This is a genomic window from Actinoalloteichus hoggarensis (assembly GCF_002234535.1).
In the GTDB taxonomy this organism is placed as follows: Bacteria; Actinomycetota; Actinomycetes; order Mycobacteriales; family Pseudonocardiaceae; genus Actinoalloteichus_A; species Actinoalloteichus_A hoggarensis.
This window is the reverse complement of record NZ_CP022521.1, coordinates 400,500-425,280: the sequence shown is the minus strand read 5'-3', so window position 1 is coordinate 425,280 and position 24,781 is coordinate 400,500. Positions and strand designations below refer to the sequence as shown.

At 72.1% G+C, this 24,781-nt stretch carries 23 protein-coding genes and 1 riboswitch; of the genes, 14 read left to right on the top strand and 9 right to left on the bottom strand.

The features are described from left to right. The first annotated feature begins 331 nt into the window (after positions 1-331). Positions 332-1,018, top strand: a complete 687-nt coding sequence (locus tag AHOG_RS01905) for a S1 family peptidase (protein WP_093939824.1) — start codon at positions 332-334, stop codon at positions 1,016-1,018. After that, positions 1,015-1,689 (top strand): S1 family peptidase, encoded by a 675-nt coding sequence (locus AHOG_RS01900; protein ID WP_093939823.1) that lies wholly within the window; start codon positions 1,015-1,017, stop codon positions 1,687-1,689. Before AHOG_RS01905 ends, AHOG_RS01900 begins: the two co-directional genes overlap by 4 nt. A gap of 240 nt (positions 1,690-1,929) precedes the next feature. On the opposite strand, the gene AHOG_RS01895 is transcribed toward AHOG_RS01900, so the two are convergent. Further along, positions 1,930-2,505, bottom strand: a complete 576-nt coding sequence (locus AHOG_RS01895) for a GNAT family N-acetyltransferase (protein ID WP_093939822.1) — start codon at positions 2,503-2,505, stop codon at positions 1,930-1,932. Between the two features lie 292 nt (positions 2,506-2,797). Here AHOG_RS01895 and AHOG_RS01890 point away from each other — a divergent pair, with 292 nt between their 5' ends. Continuing rightward, a complete protein-coding gene (locus tag AHOG_RS01890; RefSeq protein ID WP_093939821.1) occupies positions 2,798-3,631 on the top strand; it encodes an LLM class F420-dependent oxidoreductase in 834 nt (277 codons plus the stop codon). A gap of 247 nt (positions 3,632-3,878) precedes the next feature. Here AHOG_RS01890 and thiE read toward each other — a convergent pair whose 3' ends face one another. Continuing rightward, complete coding sequence (thiE, locus tag AHOG_RS01885) at positions 3,879-4,562, bottom strand: thiamine phosphate synthase (protein WP_093939820.1); 684 nt, start codon at positions 4,560-4,562, stop codon at positions 3,879-3,881. An 83-nt stretch (positions 4,563-4,645) separates the two neighbouring features. Then, positions 4,646-4,756, top strand: a riboswitch (TPP riboswitch). A gap of 7 nt (positions 4,757-4,763) precedes the next feature. Between thiE and thiO the strand changes: the two genes are divergently transcribed. From thiO to AHOG_RS01860, 6 genes are all read left to right on the top strand, one after another. After that, positions 4,764-5,996 (top strand): glycine oxidase ThiO, encoded by a 1,233-nt coding sequence (gene thiO / locus AHOG_RS01880; RefSeq protein WP_093944069.1) that lies wholly within the window; start codon positions 4,764-4,766, stop codon positions 5,994-5,996. Then, positions 5,993-6,193 carry a sulfur carrier protein ThiS gene (gene thiS / locus AHOG_RS01875; RefSeq protein WP_093939819.1) on the top strand — a complete coding sequence of 67 codons (201 nt, stop codon included), beginning with the start codon at positions 5,993-5,995 and terminating at the stop codon, positions 6,191-6,193. Before thiO ends, thiS begins: the two co-directional genes overlap by 4 nt. Before the next feature lie 6 nt (positions 6,194-6,199). Further along, the gene (thiG, locus tag AHOG_RS01870) at positions 6,200-6,991 is read left to right on the top strand and encodes a thiazole synthase (protein ID WP_093939818.1); all 792 of its coding nucleotides are present in this window, start codon (positions 6,200-6,202) and stop codon (positions 6,989-6,991) included. Positions 6,992-7,238: 247 nt separating this feature from the next. Then, on the top strand, positions 7,239-7,835 hold the full coding sequence (locus AHOG_RS01865; RefSeq protein WP_093939817.1) for a hypothetical protein: 597 nt from the start codon (positions 7,239-7,241) through the stop codon (positions 7,833-7,835). Positions 7,836-7,837: 2 nt separating this feature from the next. Continuing rightward, positions 7,838-8,227: a hypothetical protein gene (locus tag AHOG_RS28190; RefSeq protein WP_157736583.1), complete on the top strand. Its 390-nt coding sequence runs from the start codon at positions 7,838-7,840 to the stop codon at positions 8,225-8,227. 75 nt (positions 8,228-8,302) lie between these two features. Next, positions 8,303-8,557, top strand: a complete 255-nt coding sequence (locus AHOG_RS01860) for a hypothetical protein (RefSeq protein ID WP_093939816.1) — start codon at positions 8,303-8,305, stop codon at positions 8,555-8,557. 67 nt (positions 8,558-8,624) lie between these two features. On the opposite strand, the gene AHOG_RS01855 is transcribed toward AHOG_RS01860, so the two are convergent. The 4 genes from AHOG_RS01855 to AHOG_RS01840 form a co-directional block, all read right to left on the bottom strand. Further along, positions 8,625-10,634 carry an FUSC family protein gene (locus tag AHOG_RS01855; protein ID WP_157736582.1) on the bottom strand — a complete coding sequence of 670 codons (2,010 nt, stop codon included), beginning with the start codon at positions 10,632-10,634 and terminating at the stop codon, positions 8,625-8,627. Positions 10,635-10,768: 134 nt separating this feature from the next. Further along, the gene (thiD, locus tag AHOG_RS01850) at positions 10,769-11,635 is read right to left on the bottom strand and encodes a bifunctional hydroxymethylpyrimidine kinase/phosphomethylpyrimidine kinase (RefSeq protein ID WP_245856509.1); all 867 of its coding nucleotides are present in this window, start codon (positions 11,633-11,635) and stop codon (positions 10,769-10,771) included. Positions 11,636-11,649: 14 nt separating this feature from the next. Further along, entirely contained in the window at positions 11,650-13,260 is a 1,611-nt protein-coding gene (thiC, locus tag AHOG_RS01845) for a phosphomethylpyrimidine synthase ThiC (protein ID WP_093944067.1), read from the bottom strand. A gap of 640 nt (positions 13,261-13,900) precedes the next feature. Beyond that, on the bottom strand, positions 13,901-14,482 hold the full coding sequence (locus AHOG_RS01840; RefSeq protein ID WP_093939814.1) for a peptide deformylase: 582 nt from the start codon (positions 14,480-14,482) through the stop codon (positions 13,901-13,903). A 576-nt stretch (positions 14,483-15,058) separates the two neighbouring features. Here AHOG_RS01840 and AHOG_RS01835 point away from each other — a divergent pair. From AHOG_RS01835 to AHOG_RS01820, 4 genes are all read left to right on the top strand, one after another. Beyond that, positions 15,059-15,364, top strand: coding sequence for a DUF3263 domain-containing protein (locus AHOG_RS01835; protein ID WP_093944066.1), 306 nt, complete (start codon positions 15,059-15,061; stop codon positions 15,362-15,364). Positions 15,365-15,402: 38 nt separating this feature from the next. Further along, a complete protein-coding gene (locus tag AHOG_RS01830; RefSeq protein ID WP_093939813.1) occupies positions 15,403-16,047 on the top strand; it encodes a LytR C-terminal domain-containing protein in 645 nt (214 codons plus the stop codon). Positions 16,048-16,325: 278 nt separating this feature from the next. Then, the gene (locus AHOG_RS01825; protein ID WP_093939812.1) at positions 16,326-17,057 is read left to right on the top strand and encodes a FadR/GntR family transcriptional regulator; all 732 of its coding nucleotides are present in this window, start codon (positions 16,326-16,328) and stop codon (positions 17,055-17,057) included. After that, positions 17,041-18,198 carry an N-acetylglucosamine kinase gene (locus AHOG_RS01820; protein WP_093939811.1) on the top strand — a complete coding sequence of 386 codons (1,158 nt, stop codon included), beginning with the start codon at positions 17,041-17,043 and terminating at the stop codon, positions 18,196-18,198. The genes AHOG_RS01825 and AHOG_RS01820 overlap by 17 nt, the downstream gene beginning before the upstream one ends. Before the next feature lie 293 nt (positions 18,199-18,491). Here the strand turns inward: AHOG_RS01820 and AHOG_RS01815 are convergent, their stop codons facing one another. The 3 genes from AHOG_RS01815 to AHOG_RS01805 all read right to left on the bottom strand — a co-directional run bounded on the left by AHOG_RS01815 (position 18,492) and on the right by AHOG_RS01805 (position 23,177). Then, positions 18,492-19,076: a YdcF family protein gene (locus tag AHOG_RS01815; RefSeq protein ID WP_211290511.1), complete on the bottom strand. Its 585-nt coding sequence runs from the start codon at positions 19,074-19,076 to the stop codon at positions 18,492-18,494. Between the two features lie 125 nt (positions 19,077-19,201). After that, positions 19,202-20,224, bottom strand: coding sequence for a DUF3159 domain-containing protein (locus AHOG_RS01810; RefSeq protein ID WP_245856508.1), 1,023 nt, complete (start codon positions 20,222-20,224; stop codon positions 19,202-19,204). A gap of 52 nt (positions 20,225-20,276) precedes the next feature. Then, complete coding sequence (locus AHOG_RS01805) at positions 20,277-23,177, bottom strand: AfsR/SARP family transcriptional regulator (protein ID WP_093939809.1); 2,901 nt, start codon at positions 23,175-23,177, stop codon at positions 20,277-20,279. Positions 23,178-23,438: 261 nt separating this feature from the next. On the opposite strand from AHOG_RS01805, the gene AHOG_RS01800 reads away from it, so the two are divergent. Beyond that, positions 23,439-24,536 (top strand): ADP-ribosylglycohydrolase family protein, encoded by a 1,098-nt coding sequence (locus AHOG_RS01800; protein WP_245856507.1) that lies wholly within the window; start codon positions 23,439-23,441, stop codon positions 24,534-24,536. The last annotated feature ends 245 nt before the right edge of the window (positions 24,537-24,781 follow it).

Below are 24,781 nucleotides of genomic sequence, written 5' to 3'. Positions count from 1 at the left end.
CCGACGACGTCGGTGAGTCCTCCCTGCGGGGCTCACCGTTTGAGAGGGGAGTCCCCGTTCGGCCGCGACGCCGAACGGGGACTCCCCCGGCCGCTCGACACGGCCCCCGGTTCGTGCCCCGGGGCGCCGTGCCGGCCCGTCGGGCCCCGGCACACCGCTCACACGGCTGAGCCGCGACCGGCGTCGGACGTCCGGCGACCACCGCGTGAGCCGCCGCCACACGCTCGCGGCATGTGGACCGCCCGCCGGCCCACGCCACACCCCGCACCCCACGGCCCCCACGCGATCGACGTGGCGGCCGACGGCATCGCCGCATCTTCTGGAGCACGTCATGAGAAGTCTCCATCGCCTCCTGATCGCACTCACCGCCTTGGCGCTCCTCCTCGGCGGCGCCCCGAACGCCCTGGCCGAGACCACCGAGTCCGCCGTGACCACCCCACCCACCGAGACCGCGCAGCTCGTGCCCATCGCGGGCGGCACGCTGGTCACCGTCGGCACACCGGGCGTCCCCTGCCGGGTGTCGTTCACCGTCACCGGCGGCTTCCTCGCCCCGCCGAACTGCGGACAGCCGCCCGCCGTGGTCCGCGTCGGCTCCACCGTCGTCGGCAGCATCGCGCACAGCAGCGCTACCTTCTCCTACGCCACCACACTCCCCAACGTGACGCTCCAGGGCTGGGTGATCAACCCCGGCACCGGGAACATCCCCATCACCGGCTCGGTGGAGACGCCCGTCGGCGGACAGGTGTGCCGCGTCGGCTACACCACCGGCATGATGTGCGGGACGCTCCAGGCCAAGAACCAGAGCGTCAGCCACCCCGGCGGGACGCTGCACGGTCTGACCAGGACGAACATCTGCCCCGACCCGGGCGGCACCGCCGCGGCACAGTTCTTCAGCGGCTCGCAGGCCCAGGGCATCCCGGTCGGCGGCTCCGGAAACTGCTCCTCCGGCGGGACCACGTTCTTCCAACCAGTGAACCCGATCCTGTCCTCGTTCGGTCTGTCGCTGGTGACGAGTTGAACCGCGCGCGAACGCGACCACGTCGCAGGCACGCCCGGCTGCTCGCCGCCCTGTGCCTCGGTCTGCTCGCGTCGACCGGTCCGGGCGTCGCCGCGGCGGGCCAGTCGGCACCCGCCGAGCAACCCGCACTCACCCTTCGCGGCGGGCAGGCCATCGAGATCGCGGGCAGGCACTGCGCGGTCGGCTTCACCGTCGCGGGAGGCTTCCTCACCGCAGGGCACTGCGGCTCGGTCGGCGCCCCGGTGTCCGCAGGCGGCCAGAGCATCGGCACGGTCGCGGGCTCGGTCTTCCCCGGCTCGGACATGGCCTGGGTGCGGACGACCGCATCGGTCGGCCTGGCACCGGAGGTCGACCGGCACGACGGCACCGCCGAGGTCGTCACCGGAGTCGGCCTGCCTACATCCGGCGGCGAGGTCTGCCTCACGGGCCCGGTGGGCGGCTGGCGCTGCGGCTCGCTCCTCGGGCTGAATCAGACCGTCGCGACGCCCGGCGGCACCGTCACAGGCCTCATCCGCACCGACATCCCGGCGTTCCCCGGCGAGTCGGGCGCGCCGCTGATCGCGGCGGGTCGGGCTGTGGGGACCCTGGTGACCGCGACGGCGACCCACAGCCACTTCCAACCCGTGACGCCCGCCCTCCACCGGTGGGGGCTGCGGATCAACACCGGCTGAGGTCGGACTCACGCCGCCACGCACGCGGGCGCCGGGCCCGGAGCGAACGCCGCCGAGGACGCGGCCCGGCCGCCCGCGTGATCCACGTGGAGCGAATCCGGTGGGGAGAGACGCCGTCGGCAGGCGCCGCGTCGACGATGGTTCGGGCGAGGCGGGCCTGCGTCGGCCCGATCGCGACTCGGGTCGACGCCGGATCCCGACGGCCGCCCATCTCCGCCAGCGGCCGCGCCTGCCGAGAACTCACGCAGGCGCGGACACCGACGGGCGCGGATCGGTGGACAGCAACGCCATGAAGACGGCGTCATGCCACCGGCCGTCCCAGCGCAACGCCTCGCGGTGCACTCCCTCGACGGTGAACCCGCACTTCTCGTAGACCCGCCGTGCCCTCGGGTTGACGTCGAGGACGTCCAGGCTGATCCGATGCAGGCCCGCGACGTCGAAGGCGTAGTCGACGACCAGCCGCGTCGCCTCGGTCCCATAGCCTCGGCCGAAGACCTCCGGGCCCGCCAACCCGATCCGGAGGTTCACCGAGGCGTTGTTCACGTCGAGGTCGTTGAGGACGACCTCGCCCACGACGACGTCGTCGGCGCGACGGACGATCGCCCAGTCGGCCCGGTCGTGGTGCTCATGCCTGGTCGCGAGCCATCGGCGGATCTGCGGCTCGGAGAACTTCTGATGCGTGCCCGTCAGCCGCGTGGACTCCGCGTCGCCGAGCATCCGCCAGATGCCGTCGAAATGCCGTTCCTCCTGTGGTTCGAGCCGGATGGACGCTCCGTGCAGGACGGGCTGATCTCGGAAGACGTCCGCTCGGATCATCCGAGAAGTCAAACAGCGTCGGCCGTCGGGCGTCCACCGAATTGACGCCCGCCGCCGCGGACTCGCCATCGAGCACGCCTGCTCCGCTCGATGTCCACTCCGTGCGGAGATTCTCTCAGCCAGTGGACCGCAGGCAATGTATTCGAGGCCGTCGGCGTTGTACGAGAGACAGCGTCGCACGAGCAGGCAGAGTTGCACGCGAAGTGGGCGTCACAGGCGAAGGAAGCGTCGCCGAGAAGACAGCGTTGCCGAAGAGGCAGCGTCGGGTGAGAAGACAGAAGGGAGACGCCACATGGGTGTCACGTTGGGCAGGATCGGGATCTGGCGCGCCGCTCCGGCGGTGACGGAGGAGTTCGCCGTGGAGCTGGATCGACTCGGCTTCGGCGCGCTGTCCATCGGCTTCTCCCCGCCCGGCGACCTCCGGCTCGTCGAGTCGGTGCTCGACGCGACCGAGCGCCTGCCGGTCGCGACCTCGATCGTCAACGTGTGGCAGGTGCCCGCCCACGAGGTGGCGGCCTCCTATCACCGGATCGCCGAGCGGCACCCCGGTCGGTTCCTGCTGGGTGTCGGGATCGGACATCCCGAGGCGACCTCCGACTATCGCCGGCCCTACGCCACGCTGGTCGACTACCTGGACGAGCTCGATGCCGAGGGCGTCGGCGTCGACGCGCGGGCGCTGGCGGCACTCGGACCGAAGGTGCTCCGGCTGGCCGGGGACCGGACGGCGGCGGCCCTGCCGTACCTGACCACCCCGGAGCACACCCGGCAGGCCCGCGAGATCCTCGGTCCGGACACGACGTTGGCCGTGGAGCAGAAGATCGTCCTGGAGACCGACCCGGAGCGGGCCCTCGCGATCGGACGGCCCCCGGTGGCGAACCCGTACCTGTCGCTGAGGAACTACCTGAACAACCTGCGCAGACTGGGCTTCTCCGACGAGGAGCTGGCCGACGGCGGCAGCGACCGGGTGATCGAGGCGCTGGTGGCCATGGGCGACGCCGACGCCGTGGCCGCCAGGGTCGACGAGCACTTCGCGGCGGGGGCGGACCACGTGAGCCTCCAGGTGCTCACCGCGCAGGACGAGGACCTCTTGCCCGCACTGCGCACCCTGGCCGACCGGCTGCTCTGACGCGGCGGGCCGATCGGTCTGCTCGTGGTCGATCGGTCACCCGGACCTCGGGCGGGCGGTGTCCGACACGCCGCCCGCCCGGCCGGCCCTCGACACGGCGTCGCAGCAGGGACCGGATCGCAGGCCGGCGGCGCGAACTCGGCGGGACGGGACACGACGGCCGCTCAGGACACGACGCGGTGGTACGGGATCCGGCGGGGCCGGCAGCGGTCCACGCCGCACACGCGACCCCGCCGATCACGCGGCGCTAGGACGCGCGCAGCCGGGTGGACAGCGCCCGCGCGGCGGCCTCCGGGTCGGCCGCCTCGGTGATCGCCCGCACGACGACCACCCGCTCGGCGCCCGCCGCGATGACCTCGTCCAGCCGCGAGAGGTCGATCCCGCCGATCGCGAACCACGGCCGGCCCGCGCCGTCGGACCGGCGGACGGCCGTCGAACGCACCAGGTCCAGACCCGGCGCGCTCCGCCCGGGTTTGGTCGGCGTCGGCCAACACGGCCCCGTGCAGAAGTAGTCGACGCCGGGCTCGGTCGCCGCCGCGGCCGCCTGCCGTGCGTCGTGAGTGGACCGACCGATGATCGGTCCGTCGCCGAGCAGCCGTCGCGCCCAGCTCACGGGGAGATCGCCCTGTCCGAGATGCAGGACGTCGGCGCCTGAGGCCGCGGCGATGTCGGCGCGGTCGTTCACCGCGAGCAGCGCGCCGTACTCGGCACAGCACTCGGCGATCACCGCCAGCGCCGCCAGTTCCTCCGCCGCCTCCAACGGCGCGGCGACGGACCCCTTGTCACGCAACTGCACGATGTCCACCCCACCCCGCAGCGCCGAGGCGACGAACTCCGCGAGGTCACCGCGTTCTCGACGCGCGTCCGTGCAGAGGTACAGCCGCGCGTCGGCCAGCCGGTCTCGACGCTGTGCGGCGCTCATCCCAGGCATGCCGCCCAGCGTAGAAGCGGTCCGTGCCCGGCCTCGGTGCCGGGGGACGGTGGCCCGGCCCCGCCCCGGCGCGTTACGGTGAGGGCGGTCCGCACGGGAGCCTGTGGAAACAGGCTGAGAGGGGGTCTGCGGCGACCCCGACCGTCGAACCTGATCCGGGTCATGCCGGCGCAGGGAGCGTGGTGTCTTGTGGTGACGAAGGTGTCGTCGAGCCGACGGCGGCTCGCGGTGATCGGCGGGGGCGTCATCGGCCTGTCGACGGCCTGGCGGGCCGCCGCCCGCGGCTTCGAGGTCACGGTGATCGATCCGCGACCGGGTTCGGGCTCGTCCTGGGTGGCGGGCGGAATGCTGGCCCCGGTGTCCGAGGCCTGGCCGGGTGAGGACGCGGCGCTGGAGCTGGGCGCGGCCTCACTGCGTGGCTGGCCCGACTTCGCGGCCGAGCTGGCGGCGGCGTCCGGCCGGGAGCCGGGCCTGCGTACCGAGGGCACGGTGGTGGTCGCCGCCGACCGTGCCGATCAGACGGACCTCGATCGACTCGCCGACTACCTGGCCCACCTCGGCCGGAAGGTGGATCGGTTGAACGGGCGCGAGGTGCGCGGGCTGGAGCCGAGCCTGGGCCCCGCCGTCCGCGCGGGTCTGTCGGTTCCCGGTGACCTCGCGGTGGACAACCGCGGGCTGATGGCGGCGTTGCGCACGGCCTGCGATCGTGGCGGGGTTCGATTCCTGGCCCGGCGGGCGATGTCGGTCACGGAGACGACCGACGTCCGGGTCTCGCTCGCGCGCGAGGACTCCGGCGACCAGGCTCCGGCCGACGCCATCCCGGCTGACTCCGCTCCCATCGACTCGACCGCAGCCGACTCGATCACGGCCGATCAGGCCGTCATCGCCGCGGGCCCGTGGAGCACCACGCTGCACGAACGGCTTCGCGGTGCCCTGCACCCGGTCAAGGGCGAGGTCCTGCGGCTGCGTGCCCGGCCGGGAACGCTGCCGCCGCCGCGCCGCACGATCCGAGGGCGGGTCCGGGGCAGACCGGTCTACCTCGTGCCGCGCGACGAGGACGGCCTCGTCGTGGGCGCCACCCAGTACGAGGCGGGCTTCGACACCGCCGTCACCGCGGGCTCGGTGCGCGACCTGCTGCGCGACGCCGAGGTGCTGCTGCCCGCCCTCGCCGAGTACGAGCTGATCGAATGCGCCGCGGGCCTCCGACCCGCCACCGGGGACAACCTGCCGATCATCGGCCGGCTGTCCGCCGGCCTGCTGGCGGCCACCGGCCACCACCGCAACGGCTTCCTGCTCGCGCCGATCACCTCGGCCGCCGTGGTGGATCTCCTGCTCGGGCGGCCGACGGGCGAGGTCGTGCGTGCCGCGGACCCCGCACGACTCGCCGCCGCCTCGGTGCCCGCTCTTCGCGATTCGGAGGATCCTGACCGATGAACGTGCTGATCAACGGCGTCGACCGGGAGCTGGCCGACGGCGCCACCGTCGCCGACGCCGTCCAGGTCTGCGACGCGCCCCGTTCCGGGGTGGCGGTCGCCGTCGACGGCTCCGTGGTGCCGAAGACGCGCTGGGCCGAGGTCACGCTCCGGCCGGGCGCCGCCGTCGAACTGCTGACCGCCGTCCAAGGAGGCTGAGGCGACGTGGACGACATCCTGCGCATCGCGGACCGGGAGTTCTCCTCACGGTTGATCATGGGCACCGGCGGCGCGTCCGGACTCGACGAGCTGGAGCGGGCCCTGGTGGCCTCGGGAACCGAGCTGACCACGGTGAGCATGCGCCGCACCGACACCTCGGGCGGCCCCGGAGTGCTCGACCTGCTACGACGGCTGGCCGTCGACGTCCTGCCCAACACAGCGGGATCGCGCACCGCCGCCGAGGCGGTGCTGACCGCGCGGCTGGCCAGAGAGGCCTTGGAGACCCGCTGGGTCAAGCTGGAGGTCGTCGCCGACGACGACACGCTCCTGCCCGATCCGGTCGAACTGCTGGACGCCGCCGACCAGCTGGTCTCCGACGGTTTCGTGGTGCTGGCCTACACCAACGACGATCCCGTGCTGGCCTTGCGGCTGGCGGATCTCGGCTGCGCGGCCGTGATGCCGCTGGGTTCGCCCATCGGGACGGGCCTGGGCATCCGCAATCCGCACAACATCGAGCTGATCGTCTCGCGCGCCACCGTGCCGGTGATCCTGGACGCAGGCATCGGAACGGCGTCGGACGCGGCGCTGGCGATGGAGCTGGGCTGCGATGCCGTGCTGCTGGCCACGGCGGTGACCAGGGCGAACGAACCGGCGCGGATGGCGAGGGCGATGCGCGCGGCCGTCGCGGCGGGCCGGGACGCCCGCCTGGCGGGCCGGATTCCCCGCCGTTTCTGGGCACACGCCTCCAGCCCGGACCGTGACAGCGTGGACCGCGATGGCCCGGACCGCGATGGCTGAGCGACAGCCGAATGACGGCGGGGATATCGCCGAGCTGCCCTCCGACCGAGTGAAAACCCTAGACGCGGCACCGGCACGAACGACCACCATGGATCACCGACCGTGATCATGTGGAGGCAGCCCGTTGCACGTCCTGGCAGATTCGGCTCCCTCCGCATGACGTCGATCGGCGAGGTCGTCGCCCGGCTTCGCACCGCCCTCACCGGCCTGCGCACGGGCGAGCTCCGCGAGATCCACCGCCACCTCGGTGAGAACCTCGGCCCCTGGCTGGGCCTCGCTCGCGGCCGAGACGACCGATTCCGACCTCACCGCCTCCCCTGCGCTGCTCGCCGAAGCTCTCGACTTCATCGACAGTGCCGCCACCAGGTTCGAGCACGCCCGTGTCCTGACCGAGTCCTACATCGCCGACCACAGCACCGAGGTCCCGTCGATCGCCGACATCGCGGTAGGCAGGCACGACCGGGACGGCGGGGTTGAGCTCGCCGGCTGCTCAGACATCCCATCGGATTCCTCGCCTCCCTCCGGGCGTTGGGATGGCAGGACAGCCACCGAGTACGCGCAGACAGCAGGCGAGGGCATCGGTCGTAAGGCGCACGGCTCTAAGAAGATTCCCACTCGCGAGGTACGTACCGCTGAGGAGATCACCGACATCTTCATCGCACTCGCCCGCGGCGGAACCCGCCTGGACATCCCCGGCTACAAGGGAACCATGGTCCGGCTGCCCGATGGAAGCACCGTCGGGTACCGCACCCAGTCCCGAAGTTCCACCGAGCCCACGGTCGACATCGCCACCGCGCTCGACGCCTTCCTCAAGATCCATGTGAATCCGGAGAAGTGGGGCTGACCTTGATATCAGCAGAGATCGTCGACGCAGTCATGGAGTCCGTGGCGGACGACTACATCAGCATTCCTGAGATCATCTACTTCGTGCGCCACCAGGCTCCAGACCACTTCTCTCGACTGCGAATAGCAGCAACCGTAGCTGAGAAGCTGGTCATGGAAGGCCGGATAGTTCCGGGAGAACTGACCGCAGGCGGCTTCGCACCTTGGCGACAGAGTCGAGAGGAGTCGGCGGAATACATCGTCAGCGAGTGCAACAGAAGAGCCGATCGTGGCGAACGGGTCCGCCCCGGCGAGATCGCCTGGTTCGACATCCCGGGTCAAGGACCTGCCCGAGTCGAAAGCGAGGAGAAGCCCAGACTGGACTCACCACCCACAGGACGCCCACCGAGCTGAGCAGGCTCGGCGATGGTGCGCCTGCTCGATGTGAACGCCGGAATCGGATGACGAGAACGGAGTCATGAAACTGAGATGCATTCCTCCGGCGAGATCCGCACGCTGATGAACGCCGCTGTCGACGATCTGCCCGTGGTCGCGCTCGCCGGGCAGCACACAGCCGCGACCACCGCAGGTGCGGAACTGCGCGCCGCGTGCCGCAGCAGCAGGGACGATCGCACGGAACAGGCCGTCGACCTCGTGGACGGCGGGGCACACGACGTCGACTCGGCAGGCCGTTGTCTGCACCGGCTCGGCGACATCCTTCAGTCGTACGCCGCCGCACTCTGACCAGACCGCCGCTCGCCGTCCGCCGTCAGTCGTCAGTCGTCAGTCGTCAGTCGTCAGTCGTCAGTCGTCAGTCGTCGACCGATCCGACCGCGCCCTCCCGGGACAGCCATCGGCGCTCGGGCTGCCGGGGGTCGGCGGTCATGCCCAGGGACTCGCCGTCGGAGTCGAAGGCGCTCGGCTCGGTCCAGTCGACGGCCCGGACCTCGTCGATGGCGGCCCTGGCGATCAGGGTCGACTCCAGGATCGGCGCGACCAGCAGGGTCGGGCCCGCGAGACTGCTGAGATCGATCCGCGCTGGCTGTCTGCTCTCGTAGTCCAGCACCCGTTCCGCCGTCACGGCCGCCGGCAGCGCCTGCCGCCGCTCCTCGTCGGAGCGGAACGCCATCTGCGCCAAGGCCGCCCGCAGCGCGTGCACCGCCGTCGCGGCGCGGCGCACCGTCCACTGTGCCTCCGGTCCCGCCTCCTCCAGCCGGGCCTGGAGGCCCAGCAGATCCTGGGTGCGCCGCAACGCGACGACGTTCGCCGAGCGCAGCGCCCGTCTGCCCTCCTTGGTGTCCACCGCGCCGTGCGCCCCCGCCGCGAGATCCCGCACCGCGTAGACCGCGCGGCGCAGCGTGCCCGGCACGTCCGGGGCGATGCCGCCGGGCAGGACCAGATAGCTGAGGAAGCCGACGAGCAGGGCGATCGTCGCGCCGATCGCGCTGATCGCGGTGATGTTGATGGCCAGCGCCGTGGGGGCCCGATCCTCCTGAAGCACGCGCACCACCACGATCACGCCGAGCAGACAGAACAGCAGCAGCGGCAGGCTGGCTCGCAGCCGCGCGGCGCCGAGGACCATCGCGATCAGGCCGAACGGCAGCAGGACGCCGGGCCAGGGCAGGAAGGCGGCGACGACCGAGAGCAGCGCGACGACGAACACCACCACCCCGGTGCGTTGCAGCGCGCCCTCCATCGTGTCGCGCAGCATCGGCTGCAACACGGCGTACAGCACGAGCAGCAGCGGCGCGGCGGACTCGTCCGGCAGCCACAGCACCGCCACCATGCCCGCGGTCACGGCCAGCGCGCAGCGCAGGGAGTGCCGGAACAGCGAGGAGCGGAACGACAGGTGGGCGAGCAGGACGCCGACCGCCCGATGCAGCGCGGCCCGGAAAGACGCCCTCGGCGCCCGACCGGGTACCCGCTCCAGGACGGCGACGCGCACCTGCTCCAGGCCGACGCGCATGGTGTCCACCGAGTCCGGCAGCTCCGCGTCACCGTGCAACCGGATCGCCCTGGCCGCCGGGTCGAGTCTGGCCTGTGACGGCAGCCCCGTGCACGCCCTGGCCCGCACCGCGACGGCCAGCTCCGTCGCCACCAGCTCGGCGTCGTCCAGCACCGCCTGAAGCCGCTCCTCCTCGACGCCCTCGGCCTGGTCGGCCTGCACCGCGAGCATGGCCCGGCCCGCCCGATACTCGGCGGTCCCCGTCAGGATTCGTCCCAGCCACTCCGGCGATCCGTCCGACCGCCAGACCCGGGTCGCGTAGTCGAGAGAGCCGGGGTCGCGATCGGTCAGGGTCCCCGCGACGATCGCCCTGGTCGGGCCGGACGGGTCGTCGCGCCCGATCGACACCCGCACCGCGACGGCGAGGGCGAGACCGACCGCACCGGTGAAGAGCACCGGCCCGGGGCCGTCCTCGGCGCTGATGCCGCCGGTGATCGCCACCAGCGACGCGGCGGCCAGGCTCTGGCCGACCACCGCGTAATGCCTGCCCAGCGTGGCGAGCATCCCCGAGCCGAAGACGATGACGAAGACGACGACCACCGCCGTCACCCCGCTCAGCAGCGGGCCCGCCGCCATCACGAGGATCAGCGCGGGCCCGGCCCACCACAGGGTGCGCAAATCGGCACGCAGCGGCCCGCCGCCCGCGATCACGAGGCTGAACACGGCGACGAGCGCCCCGACGATCGCCGCACCGCCGAACCCGAGCAGCACGGCGGGCAGCGCGCCGATGCCGATGACCAGCGTCGTGAGCACCACCTGCCGCAGCGGCACCGTGTCCGACCGCGGCAGCGACACCGGAATCCATACGTCTGTCAAGACCCGACCAGCCACGGTTCGATGATCCCTGAATCATCGGGGATTGTGGTGGCAGCGCGCGGGAGCGCCACCTGTCGAACCAGCGCGGATACGCCGATCGGACCTCGGAGAACGCCCCACACGGAGCGCCGAGGTCATATCGGATCGCCCGCGACCCGCCAGAAGGCCGAGACCGGGCCGGTGCCCGCGCCGAGCGGATACGCCCCCGCGACGGCACGCATGATGTAGCGCTTGCCGAACCGCACCGCCTCGGGAACCGGACAGCCGCGCGACAACGCCGAGGCGATCGACGCGGCCAGGGTGTCCCCGCCCCCGTGGGTGTGCGGAGTGCCCGTCCTCGGTCCGGGCAGCTCGACGAAGTCCGCGCCGTCGAAGAGCAGGTCGACGCACTCCGGGTCCGCCGCCAGGTGGCCCGCCTTGATCAGGACCCAGGACGGGCCGAGGGCGTGCACCGCCTCGGCCGCCTTGCGCAGCCCGTCTCGCGAGGTCACGTCGACGCCGGTCAGCAGCCGCACCTCGTCCAGATTCGGCGTGGCCAGCGTCGCGATCGGCAGCAGTCGGTCCCGCACCGCCGCCAGGGCGTCCTCGGCCAGCAGCGAGTCGCCGTGCATCGAGGCGGCCACCGGATCGACCACCAGCGGCGTCGACCGGCCCGCCCCGATCGAGGTCTGTGCGCAGGCCTCGATCACGGCGTCGACGATCGCCGCGGAGGCGAGCATCCCGGTCTTGGCCGCTCCGACGCCCAGATCCGCCGCGACCGTGCGGATCTGGGCCGCGACGAGGCTCGGCGGCAGCGCCAGGAAGTCGGCCACGCCGAGCGAGTCCTGGACGGTGACCGCCGTGAGCGCGGTCATCCCGTGGACACCACAGGCCAGGAAGGTCTTGAGGTCGGCCTGGATGCCCGCCCCGCCCCCCGAGTCGGAGCCCGCGATGGTCAGCGCCGTGCTCGGTGTCACGCCCGGTGCGGGCGGCACGCCCGGCGCGGCTCGCGTTCCGGTCACGGCATGCGTCCCGGTCACGGCCCGACCACCGGCAGATAGACCTGACCGCCGCCGCGGGCGAACTCCTCCGACTTCGCCCGCATCCCGGCCTCGATCGCGTCCGGCGAGGTCAGCCCGTGTTCCTCGGCGTAGCGGCGGACGTCCTGAGTGATCTTCATGGAGCAGAACTTCGGCCCGCACATCGAGCAGAAGTGCGCGGTCTTCGCCGGTTCGGCGGGCAGCGTCTCGTCGTGGAACGAGCGGGCGGTGTCCGGATCGAGGGCGAGATTGAACTGGTCGATCCAGCGGAACTCGAACCGCGCCTTGGACAGCGCGTCGTCGCGTTCCTGCGCGTGCGGGTGGCCCTTGGCCAGATCGGCCGCGTGCGCGGCGATCTTGTAGGTGATCACCCCGGTCTTGACGTCGTCCCGGTTCGGCAGGCCGAGATGCTCCTTCGGCGTGACGTAACAGAGCATCGCCGTCCCGGCCTGCGCGATCATCGCCGCTCCGATCGCCGAGGTGATGTGGTCGTAGGCGGGCGCGATGTCGGTGGCGAGCGGCCCGAGCGTGTAGAACGGCGCCTCCCCGCACAGCTCCTCCTCAAGCCGCACGTTCTCGGCGATCTTGTGCATCGGAACGTGACCGGGCCCCTCGATCATCACCTGCACGTCGAGGGCCCTGGCCCGATGCGTGAGTTCGCCGAGCGTGCGCAGCTCCGCGAACTGCGCCTCGTCGTTGGCGTCGGCGATGGAGCCGGGCCGCAGACCGTCGCCGAGGGAGAAGGTGATGTCGTACCGCTGGAAGATCTCGCACAGTTCGTCGAAGCGGGTGTAGAGGAAGCTCTCCTCGTGGTGAGCCAGGCACCAGGCGGCCATGATCGAGCCGCCGCGCGAGACGATCCCGGTGACCCGTCGCGCGGTGAGCGGCACGTAGCGCAGCAGGACGCCCGCGTGCACGGTCATGTAGTCGACGCCCTGCTCGGCCTGCTCGATGACGGTGTCCCGATAGACCTCCCAGGACAGCCGCGTCGGATCGCCGCCGACCTTCTCCAACGCCTGATAGATCGGGACCGTCCCGATGGGCACCGGGGAGTTGCGCAGGATCCACTCGCGCGTCTCGTGGATGCGCCTGCCGGTGGACAGGTCCATCACGGTGTCGGCTCCCCACCGCGTGGCCCACACCATCTTGTCCACCTCGTCGGCGATCGACGAGGAGACGGCGGAGTTCCCGATGTTCGCGTTGATCTTGACGAGGAACCGCTTGCCGATGATCATCGGCTCCGACTCGGGGTGGCATCGGTTCGCCGGGATCACCGCCCGGCCTCGGGCGACCTCGTCGCGGACGAACTCGGCGGGCACGCTTTCCCGGGCGGCGATGTACTCCATCTCCTTGGTGATCACGCCTGCCTTCGCGAGACCCAGCTGGGTCTGGACCGTCCCCGCCGAGGCGGTGGCGGCCCGCTCGGCCGCCCACTCGGCACGCAGGGCACGCAGTCCCCGGTGCAGGTCGATGTCGGGCTCCTCGTGGGTGTACGGCCCCGAGGTGTCGTAGACGTCGAGATGCGAGCCGTCGGTGAGCGACACTCGTCGCCGCGGCACCTGGAGCCCTGACGGGGTGTCGAGGTAGATCTTGTGTGATCCGGCGATAGGGCCGGTGGTGACCGCCGAGGCACTTGTCTCCGCCGAGGCGGCGACACCGTCCGCCGAGGCACTTGTCTCCGCCGAGGCGGCGACACCGTCCGCCGAGGCACTCTTCTCCGCCGAGGTCTCCGCCCTGGACTCGGCAGGCGCCGACCGGCTCCGCGACTGTGCTGACGATCGACCCGTTGACTCTGCTGACGCCGACATGGCATCCCCTCCCTACGCCGGCATTACCCGGACAGGTTCGTGCGGTCGGCGGCACCGGACTCGACAAGGTCCAGCCGCCCTCTCAGCCCGCTTTCGGCGCGAGCTCCCGCGATGTGGAGTTATGAGGTTGCGCGTCGGAGGCTAGCCGGCCCGGGCGCCCGGCGTAAACCCCGACGACGCCGGAACCCCCGATGGCATGAGTGCCGGGCCCCGACATCCGGTGGGCCGCCCGCCGCTCAGGCCTGCGACGACGGGCGGCCGAGCAGGAGAATCCCGGCCCTGGCCGTCGAACGAGGAGCGCGGAGATTCGCGGCGAGGACGGCGAAGGTCACGGCGCCGCGCGGCGCCCCGGTGAACGCCGAGGCCGCCGATTCGGCGCGGGCGCCGACGCCGCGTCTCCGGAAGACCGGTATCCCGGCGCCGGACGGTGCGAGCCGCGTCAGCGCGAGTCCGCCACGAACTCGGCCCGCTCCTCGGCCGGATTCCAGGAGAGCCCCGGAACGCCCCACTCGTTGGCCTTGAGCATCCGCTTGGCCTCGCGCTTGTTCCGGCCGATCAGCCGATCGAGATAGAGGTAGCCGTCGAGGTGGTCGGTCTCGTGCTGGAGACAGCGGGCGAAGAATCCCGTGCCCTCGACGGAGACCGGTGCCCCGTGGCCGTCCTGGCCCGTCACCTTCGCCCAGTCGGCTCTGCCGGTCGGGAAGACCTCGCCGGGGACGGAGAGACAGCCTTCGAGGTCGTCCTCCGGATCGGGCATCGACTCGGGTCGCGCGGAGGTCTCCAACACGGGGTTGACCATGACTCCCCGGTACCAGTTCCCCTCGTCGTCATGGCAGTGATAGACGAAGAGCCTGCGGTCGTCACCGATCTGGTTGGCGGCCAGGCCGACGCCCTCGGCCGCCGCCATCGTCTCGAACATGTCCTCGATCAGCGCCCGCAGCTCGTCGTCGAAGGCCTCCACGGGACGAGTGGGCTGATGCAGGACCGGGTCGCCCGCGATCCGGATCGGATGAATCGCCATGTCGAGAGCTTAAAGGCTGTCCGGGGACCCTCCTTCGGGTGCGCAGGCCAGGGGACACGTCGAGTGGGGACGGCGCGGTGATCAGCGCGGCCGAGTCGCGCTCGGGTGCGAGACCACCTCGCGGGACTCGGCTCGATCTTCCCCGATGCGGTGGGCGACCCGTGATGTAATGAGGAGGGCTCGGACGGCGGTGATGCCGTCCGGTACCGCCCAGGCCGTGCCGGTGTCCCGGCGGGGTCCGGGCATCGGCGACACCCGTGTCGGCAGCGGGTGTCGTCAGCACGACGGCCGGTCGAGGGAAGAGGTCGATGCGCCATGGCCTGTCCGGATGACGACCGTCCGACCACAGGAGACGGTGTCCCCACCTCGGACGCCTGCTCCGAACGGCACCACCGCCGGTTCAGGCCACCGCCTGTTCGACCCGCCGTCCGCCCGCTGCCCGATCAAGGTCTTCCCCACCAGGACGTTTCCCACTCGGACGTCTCGGATCCGGACGTCTCGGACCCGGACGTACCGGGCTCCGACGTCCCCGACGTCCGAGCGCACGATATCCACGATCACGAGGCGAGGAGCCCGATGGAGGCCGCAGAGGCGTATCCGCCTGCCCCTCGGCGCGACGCCGAGCTGACCACGCGGGAACGTGCGATCCTGGCGTTCGAACGCCAGTGGTGGAAACAAGCGGGCACCAAGGAGCAGAAGATCCGCGAGTTGTTCGACATGTCGGCGACCCGCTACTTCCAGATCCTGAATGGACTGCTCGATCGCAAGGAAGCCTTACAGGCCGATCCGATGCTGGTCAAGCGGCTCCTCCGACAACGTGGCGGACGGGCGAGATCCCGAGCGGCCCGGCGACAGCGCCTCGACTTCACTGATCTCGGTTAGACGTTGAACACTGTGCAGCAGCATGCAGGAGGCCAGGGATGAGCAGCGTGGAGCCCTCCGGCTCGGCACGACCACTGCGGGGGGTCGCCTTCGGCCTGTTCGGCTTGGCCGCGATCGCGCTGGTCATCGGCGTGATGAGCCTGACCAGCGGCGAGAGCTCGCTCGCCGAGCAGAACAGCACGACCAGCGTGCCCGCCCCTCCCCCTGACCCGTCGACCGACGCCGCCGACCCCTCCCAGGGCGGTGTGGGCGGCTCCGGCGACGATGCCGAGGACGGCGACTCCGACGCGGCCGACGACGCCGATGGGTCCGGCGAGGGCACCGACGCGGGCGGGGACGACGGCTCCGACGGCGGCGACGCCGAGCTGGGCTCGCCCTCCACGGACACCCCACTGCGCATCTTCAACAACAGCACCATCCGAGGCCTCGCCGCCGACGCGGCCGAGGACTTCGAGGGCGCGGGCTGGGAGGTCGCCGAGGTGGAGAACTACTCGGCCGGGATCATCGAGACCACCACCGCCTACTACCGCCCCGGCACCGCGGAGGAGGGTGCGGCGGGCGAGATCGGCAGCGCCTTCGGCATCCGGGTGGAACCCCGTTTCGACGGCATCGCCGATCTCGGACCCGGCGTGATCCTCATCGTCACCAACGATTACGGCTCCACGGAGGTCGATCCGAAGTAGGCGCCGAGCGCGCGGCCGGGGCGTCCCCTCCGCATGACGGTGGTCCGACCCCCGTGGGAGAAGGACCCGGCCACGCCGCGCGTCCCTCTCGTCGTGAATCCGGATGTGAAAGAGCCCGCCTCACCGAGGGGGCGGGGTGAGACGGGCCCCCGCAGGCTACCCCGATCGGAGTAAGTCCGCATCACCCGTGCAGCCCATGTGATCAGGCCGTTCGGCGCATCGGATCGGCTTATCCTGACGGTTGCCCTGCCCGGTACGGCGACGCACGGGGGTGTCCGATGGCCGTCACCGACGACGCGATAGCCCGACTGCGCGAGATGATCCAGCGCGGGGAGCTGGTCCCCGGCGCCCGCCTTCCGCCGGAGGCCGAGCTCGCCGAGGGCCTGGGCCTGTCTCGCAACTCCCTGCGGGAGGCGATACGAGCCCTGGCGCTGGTACACATCCTCGACGTCCGGCAGGGCAGCGGCACCTACGTCGCCAGCCTGCGGGCCGAGGAGCTGCTCGACTCGCTGGCCTTCGCGCTGGAGATGTACCGGGACCACGACTCGGCCCTGGAGGTGCTTCAGGTACGCCGCATCCTCGAACCCGAGGCGACCGCGATGACCTCGACCCGGATGACGCCGCCCGTGCTGCACCGGCTGCGCACGCTGTGCTCGTCCATCCGGCCCGACGACCCCGTGCCCGACCTCGTGCGTCATGAGCTCGACTTCCATCACGAGATCGCCAGGACGGCGGGCAACGCCTATCTGGGCAGCCTGCTGGCGGCACTGCACAGTCCGACGGTCGACGCGAGCCTCTGGCGTCGGCTGGCGCAGGACGGTAAGACAGGGGAGACGCTCGACGAGCATCGGCTGATCGTGGACGCGCTGGCGGCAGGCAAGGCCGAGCTCGCCCGCTATCACGCCCGTACCCATCTGACGCACATCGAGCAGGCGCTGCGCGGGTCGGCCGAGGACGAAGCCGGCCCCGACGCCCGCGGTGAGGGGCAGCGCCATGGCAGACCCGCGTGACCTGGTGATCGGCGTCGACATCGGCGGCACCTCGACGACGGCGGTGCTCGCCTCGGCCGACGGCCGTCGACACGCCTGGGCGAACGGCGAGGGCGCGAACCCGAACGCCCACCCCGTCGACGTGGCGACGGCACGACTCACCGAGGTGCTGCGGGAGCTGCTCACCGACGTCGACGCCGGTCGAGTGTCGACGGGGGTGCTCGGCATGGCGGGTGTCTCGCGGTTGAGCGATCCGGCGGTCGACACGGCGTTCCAGCAGGCGTGGGCGGCCGCCGCGGGCCCGGCGGCGCGGCTGCGGGTCCTCAGCGACGTGGAGACGGCTTTCGCCGCCGGGACGCCCGCGGCCACGGGCGTGGTGCTCATCGCGGGCACCGGAGCGATCGCCGCCCGCATCGAGAGGAACGCCCTGCACAGGATCTCGGGCGGACACGGCTGGCTGCTCGGCGACGAGGGCTCCGCGTTCTGGCTGGGTCGGGAGGCGGTCCGCCATACGCTGCGGGCCGTGGAGGGCGCCGACCGGCCGGGCGAGCTGACGGACTCGGTACTCGACGCGGCGCTGGGAGCCGGCTCGGCCTTCCTCGACGGGTCGAGGACCGACGGCGAGACCCGTCGCAGGCTGATCGCCTCGGTCAACTCCGCGCCGCCGGTCCGGCTGGCCGAGTACGCGCCGCTGGTCAGCGCGGCCTGCCTGGCCGGCGATCCCGCGGCGAGGAAGATCGTGCGCCGGGGCGCCACCGAGCTCGCGACACTCGTCCGTCGGTTGCGGACCTCGGACGACACGAGTCCGGTGATCCTGGCGGGCAGCCTGCTCACCTCGGGCAGTCCGCTCGAGGCCGAGGTGCGGGCCGAGCTGGCGGACTCGGCGGACGTGCTGTCCGAGGCCTGGGTCGACGGGGCGCCGGACGCGGCCACCGGAGCGGCCTGGCTCGCCGTCGCGGCGACGATCGACGATCCGACGACCGCTCGGCAGGTCCACCGCAGGCTGACGGAGCGGCGGACCTCGGTCGGCGGGGCGCCGCCCGAGGCGTGGGCAGGCGACACGGCGGCATCGGCATCGACCGGAACGCGGGCCGCCCGAGCCGCAGGCGCGAGGGCATCGCGCGCCCAGGCGCCGCCGCCGGCCGCCCCCGTCTCGCCCTGAACCGCGGCTCGCCCCCTGAACCCTCCGGCCCAGCCTGCACCCGTCGCGTCCTGATCCGTCTCGCCTGCCGACCTCGGGCCCCGTCACGGGCCGCGCCGGGATTCGCGAAGGAGCCGAGGGCCGTGCCGTCGACGGGCTTCGGGGCAGCGGCGGCGGGTCCGCAGGCGGTGACGCGCCGCCCGCTGCCCGGCAGGCCCGGATGCGGGCAGCCAGCGCGGCGGCGTGTCCGCGAGGCTCCGCTCCGGCACCGTCCCACCACCCCGTCAGGCACGGCGTCACCGCCGCCAGGCGGACTACGACGAGACGCTGCGCTCCTGTCTCCGCAGGGCACGGAGACTCCAGAGGCCGTGCAGCGCCAGCAGCGGCTTGGCGAGCAGCCATTCACCGGGACGGCAGTAGGCCGCGCGCACCAGTCGCTCGGCGAGATCCGGCCGCAGGCGCCGCAGGTAGGCGCGGGCCTTGAGCGCGTGTGCGGGCTGCGAGACGATCTTGATGTGGTCGGCCTCCTCCAGCAGCGGAATGCAGTTGGTGATGTTCTCCCACGTCGTCGCGCTCCGGTCCTCCAACAGCACCGTGCCGCCGAACCTCAGCACCGACGTCGCGTAGTCGGCCATCACCTTCGCCTCCGAGACGGCGCCGCCCACCGCACCGCCGCTGAAGATCACCTGCGGATTCCGGGCGCCACTGACGGATCGAATCCCGGCACGGACTCGCCATCGGTTCACGACGTTGGCCGTGGGCTGCGGATTCCGGTACCCGAGGACGACCGCGACCACGCGCTCGGCACCGTCCGCGTCGTCGGCCACCTGGGTTCGCGACCATCGGCGGTTGAGCCGTTCGCCCCAGATCAGGACGGCGGCCCCGACGATCGCGGGCACGACGCCTCGCCACCGGGGATGCCGCCCCGAACGCCGTGAGCGACGCGACCGGACCGAGTCGGTCCGCTCCGCCCGCCCGACTCGCCGAGGGCGGCGATGCGCGACCACCGGGGAGTGCCGCTCGATCACGGGGCGCCGCCCGACGACGGCTCGGGAGCCGCCATCCCACCCGACGACGCCTCGCCCTGCGACGTCCCGGACTGCGACGAGTCCGGTGCAGAGCCGCCTCGGGTCTGCCCCAGGGACGGTCCGGCGGCGTCTCCGGTCTCCCGCCGGTCGCGCGCCCCCGCCTCGGCCGAGGCGCTCTCGTCCGGCCCCGCCCCACTCGACACGGCCTCACTCGACACGGCCCGGTCCGAACCGGCGGTGTTCATCTCGTCGGTGTTCACCCCGTCCGTGTTCACCCCGTCCGTGTTCATCCCGGACCGGGCGGTCGCCTCGGCCGGCGTGTCGGCGGTCCGCTCCCCCGGCTGCTCGTCCGTCCTCGGATGGCGGAGCCCCGGATGCCCCGGCGGCAGCGACTTCCGCAGCACGGCCCAGCTCACCGCGAGACACAACGTGACCAGCGGGAGGCTCAACGCGGCCCTGGCGATGACCAGCGCCCCGGCCTGCTCGGCGAGCCACAGCGGCAGGAACACCGCGAGCCTGGTCAGATACTGGCCGACCCACACCCAGCTGGACCGCCCGTAGGCACGCAGCAGGTCGGTGTCCCGCCGCCAGCGCATCCGCTGCCCCAGCAGGACGCCCACGATCACGCCCAGGAGGGGACGTCGCACGAGGATGCTCAGCGCCCAGACCAGCGCGCTTCCCGCGTTCGAGAGCAGCTGCACAAGGAAGTAGTCGACGGCCCGTCCGGTGTACAGCGCCACCGCCGCCGCGACGGCGACGCCGAGCATCCCGAGCAGGGCGGCCACCGGCCGGTGACCTCGACGTAGTCGGAGCAGGGCGACCACGAGCCCCGCCAGCAGCGCGGCGCCCGCACCGATCGGAACCGAGCCGTCCCCCAGCCACCAGCCCAGGACGAAGACCAACGGCGGGACCGAGGCGTCGGCAGCACCACGCCTGCCGCCCAGTAACCGGGGCAACGAGTCCGCATCGGCTGCCGGGACCCGTTCCGCCCTCCCGCGCTCCTCCAGCTGTTCCGTCACGCCACCAGCCTGCCCGATGCGGGCGTCGGCCGGCGGCATCGGCCTGTGGCTCTCACCACGCCCGCTCCGACTCGTCCTGGGCAGCCAGCTCGGCGAGCCGCTGCTCGACCTCGGCGCGGATCGGCGAACTGCTGCCGTGCACGAGCGCGAGGGCCTGTTCCCAGCGGAACCTCGCCGAACAGACGTCCCCGTCGCGCAGGTGCACCTCGCCGAGGTGGCTCAACGCCTTCGCCTCCTGCACCGACGCCCCGCAGGACACCGCGACGGAACGGGCCCGCCGGGCGAAGTCCTCCGCCGCCTGCCAGTCGGCCAGCTCGGCGGCCAGTTCGCTCAGGTTGTTCAGGACCACCGCCTCGTTGGCGGGCTCGTCGATGCGCCGATACAGGTCGAGCACCGCCAGACAGCGCTCGTAGGCACGCTCGGTCCGGCCGCACGACTGGTCGATCATCGCGAGGTTGTTCAACGACATCGCCTGCCCGGTGAGGTCGCCGAGGCGCCGGTACAGGGCGACCGCGCGTTCGCCGCCGCGTCTGGCCTCCTCATAACGCCCCAGCCTGGTCTGCGCGGTGAACACGCTGCTCACCGTGGGGGCCAGGATCACGGGGTCGCCGATCTCCTCGGCGATCGCCAGCGCCTCCATCGCATGCCCGAGCGCCTCCTCGGGCTGCGCCGAGCGGTAGAGGTCGACGTTGACACGACAGCGCAGCATCAGGCACTGCCCGAGTCTGTCCCGCGCTGTCCGGGCGGCGGCGAGTCCCTGATCGAACAGCTCGGTCGACTCGTCCAGCAGATGCCGGAACAGCACATAGGGCGCCGCTGCCCAGGCGATCCGCCAGGCCGACTCGTACCGGTCCTGCCGTACCGCGGTCCTGGCCGCGTGCAACAGGTTCGTCCATTCGGCGTCGAACCAGGCCACCGCCTGCTCCGTGGTGTTCAGCGGGGGCGGCTCGCCGTCCCAGTCCGATGACGGACTCCCCGGCATGGGGCGGATCAGATCGCGCCCCCGCTCCGCCGCCGCCAGGTAGAAGTCGACGAGCGCCTCCGCGGCGGCCTCGCGTTCCGCGGGCGCCAGTTCGTCGGCGGCGAGCTGCCTGGCGTAGAGCCGGATCAGATCGTGGGTGCCGAACCGGCCGTCGCCCAGCGCCGACATCAGGTGAACCGACTCCAAGACGTGGAGCTGCTCGGCGACCGAGGCCGACGACGTTCCCGCCATCGCGGCCAGCACGGATCTGCTCATCTCGACGCCGGGATGCACACCGACGAGTCGGAAGAGCCTGGCCGCCTCCGGTGCCAGCCTGCGGTAGGTCAACTCGAACGCGCCCCGGACGCTGATCTGCGAATCGCCCGCCCGCAGCGCGCCGAGACGGCGTCGCTCGTCGGCGAGCTCGTCGATCAGCTCGCCGACCGTCAGGCCCGGATCGCCCGCCAGTCGCGCCGCGGTGATCCGCAGGGCGAGCGGCAGGTTCCCACACAGGTCGGCCAGTCGATCCCGCTCCGACTGCGTCAACACGACGTCGCCGACCACCCGGCTGACGAGTTCCCCCGCCTGGGCGGCGGGCAGCGGACCCAGCCGGATCAGTCGGGCCCCGTTGGTGACCAGCAGGCCGTCCAGCATCCGTCGACTCGTGATCAGGACCGTGCAGGACTGCGCCGCCGGAAGGAGCGGCTGCACCTGCTGGTGATCGACCGCGTCGTCGAGCACCACGAGCATCCGCCGCTTCGCGGTGATCGACCGGTAGAGCGCCACGCGCTCGGTGAGACCCGCCGGGATCTGGTCGGCCGTCTGACCGAGCCCGATCAAGAACTGCCGCAGCACGTCGGCGGGCGCCGCGGGCTGCTCGTCGGGATCGACGCCGCGGAGCGACGCGAAGAGCTGACCGTCGGGGAACTCCGCGGTAGGCGCGGTGCTCGCGCGATGCGCCCAGGTGACGGCGAGCGCGCTCTTACCGAGACCCGCCACGCCGCTGACCACGGCGATCCGCGAGCCGACGTCGTGGTGCCTGCTCGGCAGCAGCGAGTCCAGGACGGCCAGCTCGCTCTCCCGTCCGACGAAGCCCCCGATCTGCGGCGGGAGCTGGGCCGGGATCACCGCGAGGCTCGGGGCGAGAGCCGGCCGATCGATGTCGGCGGGATCGTCCGCGTCGACCTGCTCCTCGCTCCGCGCCGCGTCGTCGGCCACCGGATCGTCGCGGAGGATGCGCTGGTAGGTGTTCTGCAACTGGGGTGAGGGATCGACGCCGAACTCGTCGGCCAGCCGTTCGCGAAGCTCGTGGTAGCGCCGCAGCGCATCAGCCCGCCGGCCGCTGCGATAGAGCACGACCATGAGGTGGTCGGTCAGGCGTTCCCGCAGCGGATGCTGGGTGACGAGTTCATTGAGTTCGGCGAGGAGATCGGAGCCCACGCCGACGGCCAGCTCCGCCTCGATCCGATCCTCGACCAGGCCGAGCCGGAACTCCTCGATCGACATCGAGGTCGCACGCAACAGCGGCAGGCTCTCCATCTCGGCGAGCGCGGGGCCGCGCCACAGCCGCAGCGCCGCCCGCAGCACGACGATCCGCGCGGTCCCCGTCGTCTCGCCCGCGCTCCGCGCCAGTTCCCGAGCCCGGTGCAGGTCGATGCGATCAGGATCGGTCCGCAACAGATAGCCGGGCGATCTGGTCACGATCTCGACGTCGTCGCCTGCCGCCGCGGCGCCGCCGATCAGTTTACGGAGTCGTGACACGTAGCCCTGCAAGATCGTCCGCACGCTCGCGGGCGGGTCCCCGGTCCAGAGCACTCTGATGATGCGGTCCACCGAGACGACCTGGTTGGCGTTGAGGGTGAGCAGGGCCAGCAACCGGCGCATCGCAGGACTGCCCAGCACGATGGGCGTGCCGGAGCTGAGCACTTCGAAGACCCCGAGCAGGCGGAACTCCAGGCCGTAGCCGGCGGCAGGCATCGTCCGAATGTCCATGGACGACCTGCCTCCTCGACCTGGCTCGACCGGCGCCGTTCGCCGCGCACCGCCAACGTAGATCGTGGTCGCCGGGTTCGGACCGGAAACCCGGAATCCTGTCGCGGACCGGCCGAGGCGCGATCAGGGTGCCGAGGACCATGAGACGTAGGCGGGCCCGTTCTCCAGCGGACCGCTATTCACCCGTTAGAGAAAGGCTACTGTCGTGTCCCGCGCGCCCGGCGTCGCGGCGCCGGGCACTGGCAGCGCAGGGAGGGGATCGTGACGGCAGCACAGCCCACCGTGGTGGACCGTGCGGCAGGCTGTCTGCTGGCAGGCGCCATGGGCGACTCGCTCGGTGCTCCAGTGGAGTTCTCTCGTCTCTCCGAGATCCACCGCGCCTACGGCCCGGAGGGCATCGTCGAGCTGCCCAAACCCGCCTTGATCACCGACGACACCCAGCTCACCCTCTTCACAGCCGAGGGCTACATCAGCGCGTGGGTGCGCGGCAAGCATCTCCAGACCTGGAACCCGGCGCATGAGGTGTGGCTGGCGTATCGGCGCTGGCTGTCCACGCAGCAGGGCAAGGGCCCGGGGGAGAGCCCCACCGGGCTGCTGGCCGAACGCAGGCTCTACGCCAACCGCTCCCCCGGCCTGGCGACGCTGCGGGCACTGGCCAACGATCAGCCGCCCACCGACGACGTCCAGTACGAGACCGCCAACGGCTGCGGCGGCGTGGTGCGCACGGCACCCGCAGGCTTCGCCCCGACGGGCGAACTCGCCTACCGGATGGGCTGCCAGTTCGCCGCGTTGACCCACGGCCACCCGGAAGGCTGGGCGCCCGCGGGAGCGCTGGCACTGCTGGTACACCTGCTGGCCGTCCGCCGCCGCTCCCTCGGCGAGGCGGTGGACCAGGTGACCGGCCGTGTACTTCGCGACGATCCGACCACCGCGAGCCTGCTGGCCGCCGCCGCCCGCGCGGCCGACCGGGACAACGAGGACGCACGAGCGGCCAGGGAGGCACGGGCGTTCGGCAGGCCCCCGCACACCGGCGGACCCTCGTCCGACTCCATCGCCGAACTCGGTGCCGGCTGGGTGGCCCCGGAGACCCTGGCCATCGCGGTGTACGCGGCGCTGACCCATCGCAAGTCGGCCCAGTTTCCCGACGCGCTGCGGTTGGCGGCGAACCATTCCGGCGACAGCGACTCGACGGCGGCGCTGACCGGCAACATCCTCGGCGCTCTACACGGCACCGCCGTACTGCCCAAGCCGTGGCTGGCCCGGCTCGAACTCGCCGATGTGATCGCCGACATCGGTTACGACCTCGGCGCGACCTGCGCGGGCGAGGAGTTCGAGGAGGGCCGCTACCTGGTGGCCTGATCGGGATCACGACGGCCGGGCGGCCTGTCGCGGCGCCGAACGTCGTCCGCCGCGCCGGCGTCAGGTCGCCGACGATCGACACCGCCCCGCGCCGAGGGTGTCGGGGTCGCGTCGGGGCCGGAGTCCCGCCGAGGAATCACCCGCACCTCGCCAGTCTCGACGACGGCTCGGACGGACGTGGCCCCGTCTCGCGCGGGCCGCCGCGGGCGGTGACGGCGCGGGCGGTGCGGTTCGCCCGTCCTGGC

Bases quoted from the DNA above. Each gene is read 5' to 3' on its own strand.
- AHOG_RS01840 (WP_093939814.1), bottom strand. From the start codon at position 14,482: ATGGCGATTCATCCGATCCGGATCGCGGGCGACCCGGTCCTGCATCAG.
- AHOG_RS01905 (WP_093939824.1), top strand. From the start codon at position 332: ATGAGAAGTCTCCATCGCCTCCTGATCGCACTCACCGCCTTGGCGCTC.
- AHOG_RS01860 (WP_093939816.1), top strand. From the start codon at position 8,303: ATGCATTCCTCCGGCGAGATCCGCACGCTGATGAACGCCGCTGTCGAC.
- thiE (WP_093939820.1), bottom strand. From the start codon at position 4,562: ATGCCTGGGATGAGCGCCGCACAGCGTCGAGACCGGCTGGCCGACGCG.
- AHOG_RS01830 (WP_093939813.1), top strand. From the start codon at position 15,403: ATGAGCAGCGTGGAGCCCTCCGGCTCGGCACGACCACTGCGGGGGGTC.
- AHOG_RS01820 (WP_093939811.1), top strand. From the start codon at position 17,041: ATGGCAGACCCGCGTGACCTGGTGATCGGCGTCGACATCGGCGGCACC.
- thiS (WP_093939819.1), top strand. From the start codon at position 5,993: ATGAACGTGCTGATCAACGGCGTCGACCGGGAGCTGGCCGACGGCGCC.
- AHOG_RS01890 (WP_093939821.1), top strand. From the start codon at position 2,798: ATGGGTGTCACGTTGGGCAGGATCGGGATCTGGCGCGCCGCTCCGGCG.
- AHOG_RS01825 (WP_093939812.1), top strand. From the start codon at position 16,326: ATGGCCGTCACCGACGACGCGATAGCCCGACTGCGCGAGATGATCCAG.
- AHOG_RS01805 (WP_093939809.1), bottom strand. From the start codon at position 23,177: ATGGACATTCGGACGATGCCTGCCGCCGGCTACGGCCTGGAGTTCCGC.
- AHOG_RS01835 (WP_093944066.1), top strand. From the start codon at position 15,059: ATGGAGGCCGCAGAGGCGTATCCGCCTGCCCCTCGGCGCGACGCCGAG.
- AHOG_RS01895 (WP_093939822.1), bottom strand. From the start codon at position 2,505: ATGATCCGAGCGGACGTCTTCCGAGATCAGCCCGTCCTGCACGGAGCG.